General features: G+C 47.9%; 9 protein-coding genes. 5 read left to right on the top strand and 4 right to left on the bottom strand.

Annotated elements, in window-relative coordinates; all coding sequences use genetic code 11:
- Nucleotides 1-182: 182 nt before the first annotated feature.
- On the bottom strand, nucleotides 183-1,526 hold the full coding sequence (locus AC1RR2_RS11415; RefSeq protein ID WP_493222376.1) for a M24 family metallopeptidase: 1,344 nt from the start codon (nucleotides 1,524-1,526) through the stop codon (nucleotides 183-185).
- Between the two features lie 322 nt (nucleotides 1,527-1,848).
- Between AC1RR2_RS11415 and AC1RR2_RS11410 the strand changes: the two genes are divergently transcribed.
- The 4 genes from AC1RR2_RS11410 to AC1RR2_RS11395 are packed head-to-tail and all read left to right on the top strand — an operon-like array spanning nucleotide 1,849 to nucleotide 6,975.
- A complete protein-coding gene (locus AC1RR2_RS11410) occupies nucleotides 1,849-2,520 on the top strand; it encodes an ABC transporter ATP-binding protein (RefSeq protein ID WP_493222375.1) in 672 nt (223 codons plus the stop codon).
- Nucleotides 2,517-4,544, top strand: a complete 2,028-nt coding sequence (locus tag AC1RR2_RS11405; protein ID WP_493222374.1) for an HlyD family secretion protein — start codon at nucleotides 2,517-2,519, stop codon at nucleotides 4,542-4,544. The genes AC1RR2_RS11410 and AC1RR2_RS11405 overlap by 4 nt, the downstream gene beginning before the upstream one ends.
- Complete coding sequence (locus tag AC1RR2_RS11400; protein ID WP_493222373.1) at nucleotides 4,541-5,743, top strand: efflux RND transporter periplasmic adaptor subunit; 1,203 nt, start codon at nucleotides 4,541-4,543, stop codon at nucleotides 5,741-5,743. The genes AC1RR2_RS11405 and AC1RR2_RS11400 overlap by 4 nt, the downstream gene beginning before the upstream one ends.
- Nucleotides 5,740-6,975, top strand: coding sequence for an ABC transporter permease (locus tag AC1RR2_RS11395; protein WP_493222372.1), 1,236 nt, complete (start codon nucleotides 5,740-5,742; stop codon nucleotides 6,973-6,975). The genes AC1RR2_RS11400 and AC1RR2_RS11395 overlap by 4 nt, the downstream gene beginning before the upstream one ends.
- Nucleotides 6,976-7,006: 31 nt before the next feature.
- Here the strand turns inward: AC1RR2_RS11395 and AC1RR2_RS11390 are convergent, their stop codons facing one another.
- From AC1RR2_RS11390 to AC1RR2_RS11380, 3 genes are all read right to left on the bottom strand, one after another.
- Nucleotides 7,007-7,909 carry a Dyp-type peroxidase gene (locus AC1RR2_RS11390; RefSeq protein ID WP_493222371.1) on the bottom strand — a complete coding sequence of 301 codons (903 nt, stop codon included), beginning with the start codon at nucleotides 7,907-7,909 and terminating at the stop codon, nucleotides 7,007-7,009.
- A 6-nt stretch (nucleotides 7,910-7,915) separates the two neighbouring features.
- Nucleotides 7,916-8,722, bottom strand: a complete 807-nt coding sequence (locus AC1RR2_RS11385) for a substrate-binding periplasmic protein (protein ID WP_493222370.1) — start codon at nucleotides 8,720-8,722, stop codon at nucleotides 7,916-7,918.
- Nucleotides 8,723-9,083: 361 nt separating this feature from the next.
- Complete coding sequence (locus AC1RR2_RS11380) at nucleotides 9,084-10,487, bottom strand: RCC1 domain-containing protein (protein WP_493222369.1); 1,404 nt, start codon at nucleotides 10,485-10,487, stop codon at nucleotides 9,084-9,086.
- Nucleotides 10,488-10,820: 333 nt separating this feature from the next.
- Between AC1RR2_RS11380 and AC1RR2_RS11375 the strand changes: the two genes are divergently transcribed.
- Complete coding sequence (locus AC1RR2_RS11375) at nucleotides 10,821-17,489, top strand: DUF4214 domain-containing protein (protein WP_493222368.1); 6,669 nt, start codon at nucleotides 10,821-10,823, stop codon at nucleotides 17,487-17,489.
- The last annotated feature ends 2 nt before the right edge of the window (nucleotides 17,490-17,491 follow it).

Below are 17,491 nucleotides of genomic sequence, written 5' to 3'. Positions count from 1 at the left end.
AGAAAAAGACTAGGATACCTGACACCCAATCAGGTATTCTTCAAAAATACGCTTGCACTTCAAAATTGAACTCGCGAAACTTGAGCGATCTGTGTTGGCCTAGTTTGCAAAAATGCCCTCGAGCTTCGAGGGCATTTTTGTATGTTGAATTATTGATTGTCGATTGATCGACCATTGAACAATTATTGATTGTAGCGGCTCGCTCTTGGGATAAGGTAGATTTCTTTCTGGCGCCCGTCGATATAGCGTACTTTGGATCCATCAAAATACGCATCTTCTTCCAACATGATGCGTATATCTTTCTTCCATTCAGGCATGGTGCTGACCGCATTCAACTCTATGGAATAGGCGGTGCGCGGACGTAAGGCTTGATCGCCAGTGCCCTCAACTTTTATCTGGTTGTCCCACATGCCAATTGCTGGACCTGCGGCATGACCGTGGTACCCAATTGGATGTGAGTAGATGGTCGCTGCAATGTTCTCTTTTTTTGCCTGACTTAAAGTATCGGCCAAAATTTGGTTACCGGTTTTACCTTCTTTAAATTGTGAGGTCAGAATGTCTTGCAAGCGATTTGCCTTGTCAAATGCTTGACGCAAGCTGTCAGGTATTGCGGTCTCGCCTGGTTTTAAGATATAGGCATGTTGTTGAATGTCGGTATTCAAACGCAGGTAGGTAATGCCGATATCCACATGAATTAAATCGCCAGGCAAAATCACATTGCTTTTGGGACGAGCAGAAAAGCTACGCTGCGCTTCATCTTTATTGGCATCCATGCGTTGAATATCTACCGTCGGGTGAAACCAGGTGTCATAGCCCAGGTCGCGTATTTTTTGGCGAAACCACCAGACCACATCGTCACTGGTTGTGATGCCGGGGGTGATGACCTGCTCAGAAAATCCTTCTTCAATAATTTTATGAGTCGCGTTGATTAATTGCGGGTAAAACTGCATTTCTCTAGCGGTGCGGGTTTCCAGCCAGCGTATCGCCAGAGGTTCGGCGGAGACCAGTTTAGCTTTCAAATCTGGTGGTAACTTCTGAAATAGTTCTTGATATTCGGTGTGATCCAAACCATCGGCGTGGGCAAAATGCTGTGAAGTATTAATGCCTATTTTTTGGGGGGTACGTTGGCGAATCAGATTGACTAAAGCATCCCATTGGTCGGGAAATTTTTGCGTATCCCAGGCCGCTTTAATATTGTCACCAAAGTCGTAACGCGCGACCGCTAATTTCTCAAATTTCTTGCTTTGTGGATCACGATAAAATACCAACATGGTGCGCCGACGTGCGCTGAGCCATTCCGCTGGAAGCATCGTTTTCAGTACTGGATCTTCATTGTATTCACGGCCGATAACGAGCCACATATCAATACCTGTTTGCGCCATCATATCGGGTAATAATTGCTCAAAGCGTTCAGCCAAATTCTCATTGACGATGCGTGCCTGTTCCCGTACCGATAGAATTTGTGCCTGAGCTGGTAATGCCAGAAAAATACTTGCGATACCGAGCGCGCCTAGAAGTTTTTTCATAAAAAAATCCCTTTTTGTTCATGTGCGAGAAATTGGTCTATCGCTTTGAGACCTGATGTGTATTGACCATGTCGCTCAGTATAAGTTCAGTATTTGGATGCCTCATCCTTTTTTAAAGCACATGTTTTTTTCTGATGATTAATTTGGTTTCAGAAGCTAATCGCGCAATTTGCTATTAAGGATTTTCTATATAGCCTAACTTATTGACAATTGTTGATTAGGTAAGGATACTTCCCGCTCACGACGCTGCCGGTGCAGTGGCAAAAAAAGCCGAAGTCTTATCTGATTGATTTTCTTTTGAGTAAGCAGGGAAATAAAAAATATGATTGCACTACAAAATATCCGCAAGACTTACAAGCAAGGTGGGAATGAAATACGGGCATTGGATGGCGTGGATTTATCGATTGCTAAGGGCGAATTTGTCGCGATTATGGGACCCTCAGGTTCGGGTAAATCGACTTTACTGAATGTCTTGGGTGCCTTGGATAAACCGGATAGTGGTACTTATCATTTGGAGCAAGACGAAATAGCTAGCATGGATGATGATGCCTCATCTGATTTGCGTAATCGCCGGATTGGCTTTGTGTTCCAATCTTTTCATTTGTTGCCGCGTTTAACTGTTTTGGAAAACGTTTTACTGCCGCAACGCTATGCGGCGGAAGTAGATAACAGCGCAGAGCAACGCGCACGTGCCTTACTAGAGCGCATAGGTTTAGGTCAACGCATGAGCCATTTACCTGGCGAACTGTCTGGTGGACAGCTACAGCGTGCCGCGATTGCCCGCGCCTTATTAAATCAACCTGCCTTATTACTCGCAGATGAACCAACTGGCAATCTTGATTCTAAAAGTGCGACCGACGTCTTGGCTTTGCTGGCGGAATTACATGCGAATGGTCAGACCATGGTGCTGGTAACTCACGATCCTAATATCGCAGCAAAAGCCCAACGCACTATACATTTAAAAGATGGCAAAGTTGATGAGGTGCAGGTATGAAATGCACTCATTTAGCTTGGGCCTTACTTTGCGTTTTTCTATCGGCTCTCAGTGTGCAAGCCTATGATCAATCTACAGTTAAGCTTAACGATAAGAAAGTCGAACCATACCATCGTCCCGTTTTATTGACTGGTGAAGTGCAGGCGATTGATTCATGGCCGATTATAGTTCCGGTCTCGAACGTGTCACCTGTCACTCTCAGATATTTTGTGGCTGAAGGAGCTGCGGTGAAAACGGGTGATGTTATTTTGAGAGTCGATTCGCAAGGTGATTCAGAGCTGGAGCGTTTGGAGCTTGAACTTGTGCAGACACGCGAACGGGGATACAAGGAAGCAGCAGAATTAGATGTGAAAACCGTGGAAGGAGAGCGCGCCTTAGTTACGGCGCAGGCCGCACTAGCCAAGGCGAAAATCGATGCTGCCTTACCCAAGGCACAGATTTCAGCCTTGGATTTCGATAAATATCAAGGCGAACTTGACCGTGCCACGCGCGATCTGGTCGTCAAACAAAAAGCCTCAGACAATGCGCGCGATGCCGTGAAGCGAAAATTGGAGGATAGCGAATTAGCAGTCAAACGCCTGCAGATTCAAATTGCCTATGCCAAGGTAAAACAAGCCCAGAGCGAGGTGCGTGCAGGCCGCGATGGTATCGTAATTCATGGTTATGATATTTGGAATGGCAAACGTTTAGATGAAGGCGGCGCTGCTCATATAGGCTCTGTGGCCGGGCAAATCATGGGCGCTGGGAAACTGAAAGTGATCGCTTGGGTATTGGAAGCCGATCGACCATTCTTAAGCGAAGGACAATCCTTGAAAATGCGCTTCGACGCAATTCCAGATTCTGTGACGACGGGAAAAATTGAACGTATCGCGAGTGCGCCAGAAGCTCGGGCAATCTGGGGTAATGGCCGGTATTTTAAGACTGAGATTACACTGCCAGAAAATCTCAATTGGCCGCTGCAGCAAGGTATGAGTGTGTCGATCGAGTCATTGAATGGGGCAAAGAATAAAACGCAGAATGACACGAATCCGGCGATAGCTAGTGTGAAGAAAATCAAAGTAAGTCAGGAACTGCCCGCTAATCCAACGAAGGTGAATCGTGAGGAGTTGAGTATAGAAGGCGAAGTCTTATCGCGTCAGTCTTACTCAGTAGCGCCACCGAATATTCAGCAGGTCTGGGAATATACCTTAGTCATGTTAGCACCTGAGGGAAGCCAGCTCAAAGCAGGCGATACGGTAGCGATCTTTGAAGCGAATGAAGTGAAAACAAGATTAGAAACAAATCTGAGTGCACTGAAAGAAAAACAGCGAACCCTAGAAAAACTGGCACTCGATCACGCCGAATTAGCTAAGGCAGCTGAACTGGCTGTGAACGAAGCAAAGAGTAATGCCGAGAAAGCACAACGCAAGGCGTCCTTACCTAAAGAACTAGTGAAGCGAATTGAATACGATAAGCTCGTGATAGAACGCGATTTATTTAATCAATTAGCCTTGTTGGCTGAACGTCAGCGTGATGCGCAACAGCGCGCTAGAACCGCTGAATTTCGCGGTGTGAAATCCGAAATATCCCAGTTACAGCAAACCATTGATGAACTGCAGAAAGGCCAAAAAGGTTTAACGGTATTGGCAAAAAAATCCGGTACTGTGGTTCATAACAGTGGATTCGATGGCGAAAAATTTGCAGTCGGTAGCCGGGTATTTATGGGCAGCGCCGTGGCGAATTTAGCTGACCCAGAAAAACTCTATGTTGCTGCCAAGGTACCGGAAGCACAAGTGTCTTTAGTGAAGTCAGGACAGGCCGTCAAGATTGCCGCACCGGGTGCGAATTCGCAGATTGCTGCCAAGATTAGCGCACTCGGCCCAGTATTCCATGGCAAGTCAAAAAATCAACCCATCATAGTCAGAGATATCGAAATCGAATTTGACGCTCTGCCCAAAAATTTGAAACCAGGCACTGCGGTGCAAGTTAAGTTTATGAATGGCGTTGCGGGTGGCGCTGCGCCATTAATGGGAGCAAAGAAATGAAAAAAATTAGTCTGATACTGGCAGTGATGGCGCTATCCAGTTGCAGTGATGATGGCAGTAGCGACAAGCTTGCGCTTGAAACGGTTACCGCAAAAACTTGGCAGGAAGCCATAGTGGCTGATGGCGAGATCAAAGCAGCTTCGAGTACACCTCTGAGTGTGCCCGGAACTGGCTGGGATAATCGTAATTTGATTTCTATGGTACCAAATGGCAGCTTGGTAGAAAAAGGTCAGGTGATTGCCAAATTTGACGCAGCTCAGGCTAGGGTGAAATTGTCGCAAGCCGAGACCGATATGCTACGTAAAGAATTAATGGAATTGGGTGTACAGGCAACTGCTGAATTGGGTCGTACCGAATTGAAATCCGACAGTGCCAAAGTTGAAGGCGACTTGAATTTGAGTAAGCGCTATGCGAACGCAGACCTGCAGGTTTTTGCGCAAAATAAGATTCTCGACACCTTGGCGGATATAGGCTTTCTCAATCATAAACAAGATTACTTAAAGTGGAAAAACACCCAAATTGGTGCGCGCACTCAAGCTGAGCAAGCCGTGATTACTTCGCAAAAAGACAGTGTGTCACTGACTATAGATCAACAACGTAAGAGCTTGTCGGCTTTAGAACTGGTGGCACCGCACCAAGGCGTATTTTTATTGAAAGCGCGTTGGGATGGCACCCTGCCTCAAGTTGGCGGAAAATTGTGGGCAGGTGATGAGTTCGGTTCTCTACCAGATCTGGATCAACAAGTAGCGCGTTTTAGTATTGCCGAAGGCGCGGCATTTGGTTTGAAAGAGGGACAGGCAATCAAAGTGCGCCTGTCAGGCACTGGTACCGAGTTGAATCTAAAAGTGACTAAAGTAGGTAAAACCGCCAGCACAAAATCACGTGAGTCTCCAGTTAAATACTCTGAATTCGAAGCAAAAATTGATCAAGAGATGGTCAAAAAATTTGCGCTCAAGCCGGGGCAGGCTATTACCGGAGAAGTCACTTTGTTGAGCGCGGACAAAGTGATGACAGTACCGAATATATCCTTGGTACAGGAGGGTAGCGATTATTTTGTATATCTGATGGAAAAATCCAAGATGCTCAAACAAAAAGTGGAATTAGGTATGCGCGGACAAGTTCGCAGCGAAATCAAATCAGGCTTGAACATCGGTGCACAGTTAGTTTTGATACCGGCTAAGAAGGATGTGAATTCATGAATCGTGCATTATTAATCGAAGCCGTCGTAGAACTAAAACGTCGCAAATTACGTACTGGCCTGACCTTGCTAGGCATGATTTTTGGGGTTGCCGCGATAGTCGCGATGTTGGCCGTGGGGGAAGGTAGTAAGCGCGAAGCCTTACGCTTGGTCGCCGAGCTGGGTTTAAACAATGTGCTGATTGAAAGTAAGCAAATCGCCGCTGATAAATTGAAAGAAATTCGTACCCGCTCCTTGGGTTTGTCGGCCGCCGATGCCAGTGCGGCGATGTCGGTGGTACCTGGTGCGCAGTCAGTCGCACTCAAGAAAGAGGTGAAAGTAGATCAATTGGTGTACGGTACAAATATAGTTGCGGCGCGCGCTTTTGCGGTATCGCGCAGTTACGCTGAGCACGGTGGATTAATGATGTCCAATGGTCGTTGGTTTGTGGCAGATGATAGTGAAACTTTGGCACCTGTCTGCGTACTCGGTGCGCGCTTGGCTAAGAGTTTATTTGGTGACAAAGATCCCTTGGGTGAACGTATTAAATTGAATCACACCTGGTTGGAAGTAGTGGGTGTATTAACTGATCGTTCTGCGGGCAAAGCCGAATTTGAAGGGGTTAAATTGGGTTTAGACGATGAACGTTTGTTCGTGCCATGGGAAAGTGGTCGCGCTCGCTTTTTATTTACGCAGATTGAGGATGAAGTCGATGGGATTAGCCTGCGTTTAGATGGAAAAAATTCTCCAGACGTCTCCGCACGGGTGCTTCAAACTTTGATAGAGCAGCGCCACGCAAATGCCGACGATACCAACTTAATTGTACCTATGGGCTTGTATCGCCAAAATCAGCAGACGCAACGTATTTTTACTTTCGTGATGAGTTCTATCGCTGCCGTTTCTTTGCTGGTAGGTGGTATCGGCATCATGAATATTATGTTGGCTAATGTATTAGAGCGACGTCGTGAAATTGGTCTAAAGCGCGCCTTAGGGGCTCGTCGACGCGATGTGGTTGAACAATTTTTGGCGGAAGCTTTGGTGATAGCAGTGACCGGCGCTTTGATGGGGGTCGTGTTAGGTGCGATCGCTGCTTATAGCATCGCTACTCTGGCTGGATGGTCGGTCGCCTGGTCACCGTTGAGTTTGTTTATTGCCGTTGCTATGTGTATTGCGGTCGGTTTGGCATTCGGTGTGTTTCCCGCGAAACAGGCATCACGTTTAGATCCTATTGCGGCTCTGCGTAGCGATGGCTAATGGTGTTCAATTTTGAAATAGGGCATAGTTTTTAAATTCTATGTTCAATTCCGAGGGCGCTTAAATTTAAGCGTCCTTTTTGTTTTGGCGGACACCAGAAGTAAGCATTGTTTAATGGTGTTGAGAATTGAAACAAGGCATCGCTGATACCATCTTCAAGGCCTAGCATTTTACGAAATTGTGCTTCGAATGCATCGAAAGTATGTCCGAAGGCGACAAAGTAAAGTCCACCTTGTCCATCCTGCATCCACGGCATAGAACGGCGCACGACAAAAGCTTCTGGTTGAAAATCTTCTTGCGCGGTACGTTTGACGTGCGCGCTTTCTGGTGCCTCTTCCAGTTCTTCATTATTTATGCGACGTCGACCTATTGCGTGGTCTTGTGCCTGCTCTGACATGGCATCAAAATGCGTGAAATTATGCTGCCACTGTTGAACCGCTACAAAACTTGAGCCGTGTAAATGTGGGTTGTCGCAGTCAACAATCGCAGCAGCAATTGCCGCCTCTTCCACTGGATTTTCAGTGCCATCTTCGTAGCCAGTGAGGTCGCGCCCAGACTGATATTTGAAGGCATCTACTTGTAAGCTCAGTGTAAAGACAGGATTCAATATTCCTTGCAATCGCTGCATGGCCTTTAACAGCTCACCTCGCTCATGGACGTACAACCAGCACCATACATCAAATTCGGGACGAACGATGGCAGTATGACTATTGCTGAAGTCTGGAAATGCGCGCATGCCGGGAATGGTCGTTTTTAGCCGGTCAAGTAATGACAATGCGATTCCCACTACGACGTCCTGCTCTGCGCTAAATGCGGCTAATTGTGTCAGTGTTTGTTTGATTTGTTCTTGTGTGCTCAACGGCGAGCATTGGAAATGTAGGTAAAGCGCATGTTGAGGAACGGGGGCCAGTATTCCCGGTTGAAAATTCGTCATAGTCATTTATTTAGCAAATATTTTTTCAAGCTCGCCGCTCTTTTTGGCTAGTATGATGGCTTTATCTATTTTTTCCAGCCAACTTTGATCGGCCTTGGGACTGATGGCAAAGTGAGCGTCAATTACTGAGACAGGTTTAGGCGCAATGCAAAAAATATCGATTTTTCTTTTCTTGTACTCGTCCAGTTCATAGGCAAATATTTGATTTAACTCGCGCTGAATTTGTTTCAGATTAGTGCGTGGTTCATAGAGCAGAAATGCATCCATACGTTTTTGGTAGAGCTTGGAGAATCGCCCCGCCAGGCTGCTGGTGTTGTATTCCGCTTTAAATAATTGATTCACCTGACTATCAAACTCTTCGCCAGCGCTCGAACCTTGAACGATGCCTATTGTTTTGCCTTTGAGATCAGCTATGGCATTGAATGTGAAATTATCTTCACAACGGTACACCAGCCAGATTTTGTCGGAATAGACCGGTTCGGAAAAATTATAAATCTGACTGCGTTCGGGTGTTTTATAAATACCAAAAATCAAACCCTCAGCATTCGAGGCATTGTGTAAAACGCGGCGCCATGGATAACGTCTAACTTCGAGTTTTAATTTGCTGACTTGTTCTATGTAATTAAATAATTGCAGTACGTTTTTGGTCAGTGGTAGCACTTGATCATGATCGCCTTTTTGTTCAGCCATCAGGATAGGAACGGTCGTGCTGGATGCTATCGCTTGTTGTGACGTAGTTTGCCAGGCCTTAGCATGGAAAGACCACGCGAGAAGTACAAGTGCGAGCGACAGATGTTTGAAAAATGTATTCAACTTCGAAGGCGTTTGGTTGCAGAAGTGGGGGTGATTCACTTCAAATTGTGAGATGCGTTTCAGAGAAAACGCAGGAAGGCGAGACATATTGCAACGATGCGAGCGCAGCCGCAGTCGCGTAGTTTTTTTCTGCGACCCGACTAAACACTGTGCAGCACCATCACGCCCGTTCCTGTGTCTAAATTCTGCATCCGCTCTCCCAAAATGAATGCTGACTAACCCAGACAGGATACTTATTTTTAGACCTATTTTAGCTGAATTTATTCAGTGCAGTACCAAAATGAGGTTTGTCACACATTTATTTGCAATTAGTGCACGTTGGATTTGTGTCCTGTCATCTGTAGTCCCTCAGGCCTATTCTTTATGGTATGTTCAGCGGTATTGTGGTGCTGATGCGTTTGCCATCACCCAGTTGACCTTCATTGTTTCTGCCCCACACCCATAGCGTGCCATCGCTTCGCACACCCACCGAGTGAAATTGTCCTGCTGATATGACTTTCCAGATTTTGCTATCGCCTATCTGTGTGGGATTCAGTTGGTTCTGATTGTTTGCGATGCCAAGTTGCCCATTGTTATTGTCGCCCCAGGACCACAAACTACCATCACTTTTGAGTGCCAGACTGTGTCTTTCACCCGCTGTAATTGCCGTCCAAGTGCTTTGGGTTCCGACCTGGCTAGGATTGAGTCTATCCGAAAGAAAGCCGTTGCCGAGCTGGCCGAAATCATTCGCTCCCCAGGAATAGAGCGCGCCATCAGCACGAATAGCCAGACTATGATTGGTACCTGCGGCGACTGCGACCCAGGTTGCCACGCCAATTTGGGTTGGTGTTGTCACTGTCATGTTCGGGCCAGTGCCGACTTGTCCGTTCGCGTTATTCCCCCAACCCCAAATGGTGCCGTCTGAGCGACGCGCTATAGTGTGAGCGCCACCGGCAGCGACGCTGGTCCAGGTTTTTGCCGTGCCAATTTGTACTGGTTCCACTCGGTCGATAGTAGTGCCATCACCTAATTGTCCATTAAAGTTTCTACCCCACGCCCATAAAGTGCCATCTTTTTTGACGCCAACGGTATGTGATTTGCCTGCTGCAATCGCAATCCAGCTTGCGCTACCAATCTTAGTAGGGTTGACCTTGTCCACAAAAGTGGCATCGCCAAGTTGACCGTTTTGATTGAAACCCCATCCCCATAGCGTGCCATCGGTGCGAAGTGCTACGGTGTGAAACTCTCCGGCGCTGATGATGCTCCAGGTGTTAATGTTGCCCACAGCAGTGAACTCAGGGCGATCTATTGAGGTGCCGTCGCCAAGTTGACCAGTACGATTTAGACCGGCGCTCAACATGCTGCCATTGGCTTTGACGATCACGGAATGACTGCCGCCCGCCGCGACATTCACGTAGGGTGCCAGAACAATGAGATTGGTCGTAGCACTGATTTTTGCGACGGTGGCGGTAATCGTCTCGGTTCCGACCGCCTTACTGCTGGCTAAACCTGTGGTTTGTACTATCGAGGCATTGGTATTGCTGCTACTCCAACTGATATCTTTCGTAATGGCTGCGCTGCTGCCGTCTGAATAAGTACCGGCGGCAGAAAATTGTTGAGTCAGACCTAGTGCAATACTCGAATTGGATGGACTAATCGTGATTGAAACCAAACTCGGTGTGGTGCTTGGTGCAACCGCTTTCTCACCGCCTCCGCAAGCGGTGAAAATGGAAGGGAGTAGTAGTCCAAAGGCAATCCATTTAAACCAGGTTTTTGTCAGTTTCATAAATTAATTGTGAGCTTGGGAAAAATCTAAATTTTTTGTTAATTGCTACTCGTGCTTGTAGCCATAACTAAACTAAGAGCGCATAACAAAACACATATTCGATGGAGTATAGCGACAATTTCTTAATTCAATCTTGGGATTAAAAGGGTTTTTGGGTATGTGTTACGGCAATCGATTGTGGCTGAGTTTATAGATCATAGTGGGACTACAAGCCCTGATTTTATCCATAATCTGTGGCCGGCAGTAATAGTTTGTAAAGTAATGGCTTTTTTTGCCGTACACGTGGAGTAAGTTGTTTGCTCTCTCTAATTTGATTGTTAAGTGAGAATTGTTATGGCTGGTGTAAATAATCAGTACGAGTTAATTAAAATGTATCTTGCGGCGTTTAATCGGGCACCCGAAAAAACGGGACTCGAGTATTGGCAGTTTCAATTAGAAAGTGGCAAGTCGTTTGATAGCATGCTTGATACCGTATTCAGTCTGGACGTTGTCACTGTCATTTATCCTTTAGATTTACCTAACCAATCCTTTGTTACGCTGATTTATAACAATGTTTTCGGTAAGGCGCCAGACCGAGAAGGCTTGGCGTATTGGGAGCAACAGATGACCAACGGCCTAAGTCGCGGCAATCTGGTCATGTACATGATCAATGCCGGATTAGGCACGCCTGACGGTACTTTAGGCAAAGCATATTTGGTGAATCGACTGGCAGCAGCGCAATTCGCGGTCGAGCAACAATTCGCTCAAAGGGCTGATCTAACCCCTGAGTATTTAAAAAGCGTGATGGCAACGGTTAATGCAGATGTGGCAACAGTGGAAGCCGCGAAAAAAGCGGTGAATCCGAATGTGACTGGTATCGGACTTGGTGCTCCAATTAACTCCATCGCTATTGCAGCTGCAGCTGGTGGCATCAGTGCGGCGGAAGTGAGCGCTGGTGTGACTGTAGTGATTGATTTGAAAGGTACCAATGCACAGGCAAATAATTCGATAGAACTCTTATTGAACCGCAATTCATTCTCTACCCCAGTGGTGAAAGTGCTGACTGACGCTGAAGTGAAAGCGCAAAAGGTAACGATGAAAATCCCTAACATCGTGAATTGGGGAAGTGATGGCAGTAAATCGATCAGCGTTTATTTGAAAGATAGCGCAGGGAATGTCGGTCAACCTGGTGGTGATTTAAGTGTCGAATTGAATGCGGTCGCGCCCAATGCACCGAGTAAGCCAGTTAGCGTGAGCGTCGCCGCAAATAGTATTAACGCAGCTGAGAAAGCTGCTGGGGTATTGGTTAATGTCGACTTAACTGGTACTCAGGCAGCCACAGGCGATAAATTGGATATTTTGATTGGCGGTCAGATATTTTCACCCGCAGCCAGTGTTATTTTAAGCGAGGCTGATATTCAGGCAGGGTTTGCAACTGTCACCATTTCGGGGGCTGCAAATTGGGGCGCTGATGGCGACAAAAATATCAGCGCCAGAATTACGGATGTATCAGGAAATATAGGCGGAATTGGTGGCGTGTTGACGGTCGAGCTCGATGCGACAGCGCCTAGCACAATCTCTAGCCCCGTCATCATCAGTGCTGCGAGCGGTGGTATTGGCGTTTTGGAACGTAGTAATACTATCGTAGCGAATGTCAATTTGGGCGTAAGCAATGCACAGGCAGGCGATTCCATTGAATTACTTATTGATGGCAAAGTGTTTGCAAATTCCACACTACATGTCTTAACCGCTTCTGAAATTAATGATAAATCGGTGAGCCTGACGATTGCAGGTGGTGATTTGGCATGGGGTAGCCCGGAAGGTGATAGAACGATTACCGCCAGATTAGTGGATCAGGCCGGTAATCCAGGCAACGCAGGCGGTAGTCTTAAAGTAACACTGGACAGTACACCGCCTACTTCACAAAATTCTAGCCTGACAGTCGCGGCTGCGACGAATGCCTTGAATCTCGCAGAAATAAATGCCGGTGTTCCGGTGGTGGTGAATCTGACCAATACAGGTGCCGTGGCAGGCGACTTGGTGAGCATACTGCTAGATGGACAAGCCTTGAGTCCGCTCGTCTCGATGGCTTTGACCGGTACCGATATCTCCGCTAAATTTGCGACGATTATTATTCCTTCTGGTGCCAATTGGGGAGGTGATGGCATCAAGGGGCTTTCTGCCATGATCACCGACAGGGCAGGTAATCCGGGGGCTCCCGGCAATGTATTGACTGTCATAGTCGATAAGACAGCACCCGCAGCGGTAAGTAATCCAATTCAAATTGCAGCCGCCGCGAATAGTATTAATTTGGCGGAAAAAATGGCCGGTGTCGTGGTACTGGTTGATTTGTCAGGAACCGGTGCAAAGCTGAACGATAAAGTCGATATTCTGAATGGCGGTCAAGTGTTTTCACCCGGCGCCAGTGTATTTTTGAGTGAGGCTGATATTCAGGCAGGATTTGCGACCGTCACCATTTCCGGGGCTGCGAGCTGGGGTGGCGATGGTGATAAAAATCTTAGCGCCAGAATTACCGACGTATCTGGAAATAGCAGTGCATTCGGCGGGTTCCTGGCGGTTGCGCTCGATACGACAGTGCCTGGCGCAATAAGTAGCCCTGTAGTCATCAGTGCCGCAAGTGGTGGTATCGGCGCCACCGAGCGCAGCAATACTATCGTGGTGAATGTCAGTTTGGGCACCAGTAATGCCCAAGTTGGAGATTCAATTGAATTGCTGGTTGATGGCAAAGTGTTTGCAAACTCCACGCTGCATGTCCTAAACGCCTCTGAAATTAGTGATAAATCGGTGAGCCTGACGATTGCTGGTGGTGACTTGGCATGGGGAAGTGCCGATGGCGACAGAACGATTACTGCCAGATTGGTGGATCAAGCTGGCAATCCGGGCAATGCGGGCGGTAGCCTCAAAGTGACTTTGGATAGTACTTCACCAAATTCACAAAATGCTACGCTGACCGTCGCCGCTGCAACGAATGGTTTGAATCTTGCTGAAACGACGGCTGGTGTTTCGGTCGTGGTGGGCTTGACCAATACGGGGGCAGTGGCAGGAGACGTAGTGACGATACTGCTTGATGGACAAGCGTTGACCCCGGCAGTGTCGCTGGCCCTCAGTGCCACTGATATTGCCGCGAAGTTTGCGACGATCACCATACCTTCCACTGTCAATTGGCAAGGTGATGGTGTTAAGGAACTTTCTGCCATGATCACCGACAGGGCTGGCAATGTGGGCGCTTCCAGTAATGCATTAAGCGTCTTGGTTGATAGGACGGCACCCTTGGCGGTAAGCAGTCCAATCCAAATTACTGCCGCCGCAAATAGCATAAATTTAGCGGAAAAAATGGCGGGTGTGGTGGTGCGGGTCGATTTGTCAGGGACCGGTGCAAAGCTGAACGATAAAGTCGATATTTTGAATGGTGGTCAAGTGTTTTCACCTGGCGCCAGCGTTCTATTGAGCGAGGCCGATATTCTGGCAGGATATGCGACTGTCACCATTTCGGGTGCAGCAAGCTGGGGTAGTGATGGCGACAAAAATCTTACTGCCAGAATTACCGATGTATCTGGCAATGCCAGCGGAGTTGGCGGACTCTTGGCGATTGCCCTCGATACGACACTACCTGGCACAATAAGTAGTCCCTTAGTCATCAGTGCCGCGAGTGGCGGTATCGGTGCCGTCGAACGTAGCAATACTATCGTGGTAAATGTCAATTTGGGTACCAGTAATGCCCAGACTGGTGATTCAGTAGAATTACTGATTGATGGCAAGGTGTTCGCCAATTCTACACTCCATGAATTAACAAGCACAGAAATTAGTACTAAGTCCGTGAGTATAACGATTGCCGGAGGTGATTTGGCATGGGGCAGTGCCGATGGCGATAGAACGATTACTGCCAGATTGGTGGACCAGGCTGGCAATCCGGGCATTGCGGGCGGTAGCCTCAAAGTGACTTTGGATAGTACGCCACCGAACTCACAAAATTCCACGCTGACTGTGGCTGCAGCGACGAATGGCTTGAATCTCGCAGAAATTACGGCTGGCGTTTCGGTGGTGGTGAACTTGACCAATACGGGTGCCGTGGCAGGTGATGTAGTGACGATACTACTTGATGGGCTTGCATTGACTCCTGCTGTGTCAATGAGCTTGAGCAGCACCGATGTTGCCGCGAAGTTTGCCACTATCGTCATTCCCTCTACCGTGAATTGGCAAGGGGATGGCGTTAAGGCACTTTCTGCCATGATCACTGACAAGGCCGGCAATACGGGGGCCCCGGGTGACATATTGTCCGTCTTGGTCGATAAGACAGCACCCTCAGCATCGAGTAATCCAATTCAAATTGCCGCCGCCGCGAATAGTATTAATTTGGCGGAAAAAACGGCGGGTGTGGCGGTGCTGGTTGACTTGGCGGGCACAGGTGCGAATATTAACGATAAAGTAGAAATCATGCGTGACAGTGCCGCGTTTACAGCGCCTGTCGTGCAATTTTTGAGTAGTACAGATATTGCCAATGGTTTTGCTTACATCACTATTCCGCAAACCGCGGGATGGGGTAGTGATGGCAATAAAAATCTCGGCGCTCGGATAATTGATAATGCAGGCAATGTGGGCGTAATAGGGCCGATTTTGACGGTCAATCTTGATACGTTGGCACCCACTAAACCCTTGAGTAGTTTGGTGGTACCCGCAAATAGTGGTGGCGGCATCACTGCAGCAGAGCGGGAAGCGGGAGTCGAGCTAAGGCTTGATTTAAACGGCAGCAATGTAGTCGCGGGCGATGTGGTAGAAATTCTGATAGGCGGTTCGCCATTTAGCCAAGCGGTCCTGCACACTCTGACCGAAGATGAAATTAGCACCAAACTTGCTTTGCTAAGCATAGCAACGGATGCTGGCTGGGGCATTGATGGTAGTAAAGTATTGACCGCTCGCTTTATCGATTCTGCGGGCAATGTAGGCGTCGCAGGTTCTAGCGTGACTGTATTGCTAGACGGCACTGCACCGAATACGCCGACCGGTATCTTGAAAGTCGCTGCTGCCACGAATGGCATTAACAATAGTGAAAAAGTCGCGGGTGTTTCGGTGCTGGTTGATTTGAACGGAACTGGCGCCGTTGCTGGTGATAAAGTTCATTTGCAAATTGATGGGCTGGCCTTCGCCAGTCCCGTTTCGCAAGTACTGACAGCGGCGAATATCACAGCTAAGTCTGTCACCATAGTGATTCCATCCGGGGCCGGATGGGGTAGTGATGGCGTTAAACTGATTACCGCAAATGTGGTTGATACATTTGGAAATGTCGGGGCAATTGGTGGCAATGTCAACGTCACTCTGGACACAGCGGCACCGACTTCACCGTCAAATGCTATCGCCGTTCCAGTCGCGACCAATAGTATCAATTCTCAAGAAAAAACCGCGGGTGTCAGCGTCAATGTTGACTTGTTGGGAAGTACTGCTGTCGCGGGAGATACCTTAGAAATTTTGATCGCTGGCCTGCCGTTTGCAACGCCAGTGCGCCAGGTTTTGACTGCGGCAGATATTGAAAATGGACAAGCGAGTCTGACTATCGCCAACACTGCGGGCTGGGGTAGCGATGGCAGTAAAACCTTATCTGTACGCCTGACCGATGTCGCGGGCAATGTGGGCACGGCAGGTGCTGCATTGACTATTGATCTGGACACGGTCGCACCAGCTGGCCCATCGACTGTTCTGCAGGTTGCCGCAAACGCTGGTGGGGGAATTACACTGACTGAAAAAAATGCTGGTGTGGTTGTGACAGTGGGATTAAATGGTGTCACTGCACTGGCTGGCGATCTTTTGGAGATCATGATTGATGGCGCGAAATTTGCCACTCCGGTCATTCATACTTTAACAGCCGCTGAGCTCACCGCAAAATCGGCGAACATTACGATACTCTCTAATAGCGGGTGGGGAAGCGACGGAACTCATTCATTGAGTGCACGATTTATTGATAGTGCAGGCAACATAGGTAGTGCTACCGGTAGCGTTTCGATTAAATTGATCGATAGTACGCCTCCGGGTTTGCCGCTTACCAGCTTGGTGGTGAATGCTGCCGCCAATGGAATTAATGCGGCAGAAAAAAGTGCAGGCGTGCTGGTGCAAGCATCGCTTTCGGGTACTGGTGCAGAAGCGGGCGATGTTGCGAGTTTATTTATTGATGGCGCCGCATTTGTGACACCTATAACTCACGTCATTACAGCCGGTGAAATCACGTCGGGCAGCTTTAATTTTACAATTGCAAGCGGTGCCGGGTGGGGAACTGATGGCACCCATCTGTTAAATATGGGGATCACCGACGTGGCCGGAAACATAGGCTTAGTTGGTGGCGACCTTAGCGTTATTCTCGATACGATAGCACCCGGATTGCCGTTCAATGCGGTGCAAGTAAGTGTCGCTAATAATGGTATCAATGCTGAGGAAAAAGCAGCGGGTGTGGTGGTCACAATTGATTTGGCGGGAACCAATGCAGTCGAAAATGACAAAATCGAACTTATGTTGGGTGGTGCATCATTCACTTTGCCTATCGTACACATATTAACTGCTGCGGAAATACTGGCTGGTAGTGCCAACATCACCATATCGCCGGGCGCAGGCTGGGGTAGCGATGGTGTAAAAACTATTGCAGCCAGAGGCATTGATGTCGCCGGAAATATAGGCGCGATCGGTGGTAGTTTGACCACCTTTTTGGATACCACGATTCCAGCTGCAGTGGGTCTTCCGGTCTATACCGATGTGGACGCATCGGGTACGGTCAATGTTGGCGACACTTTTTTGTTTAGCGTCTCAGTTGAAACCAATAAAGCGATTACGATTACAGATATCGAAGTCGACCATTCTCATAGCTTTGGGCTAGGGGCGAGCACAAGTTGGAGTGTGGATGGAACGCAATTGCTACTGACTTTGGGCGCGGGATCGACTGTGGTTGCAGGCGATACAGTGACTCTGATTGGCGTTTCAGACATTGCGGGTAATTCCTTAAATCTCGCTTTCACTATTTGATA

The sequence above is a fragment of the Undibacterium sp. GW821-FHT11H02 genome, from assembly GCF_058808015.1.
This window is presented reverse-complemented; position numbering and strand designations above follow the sequence as displayed.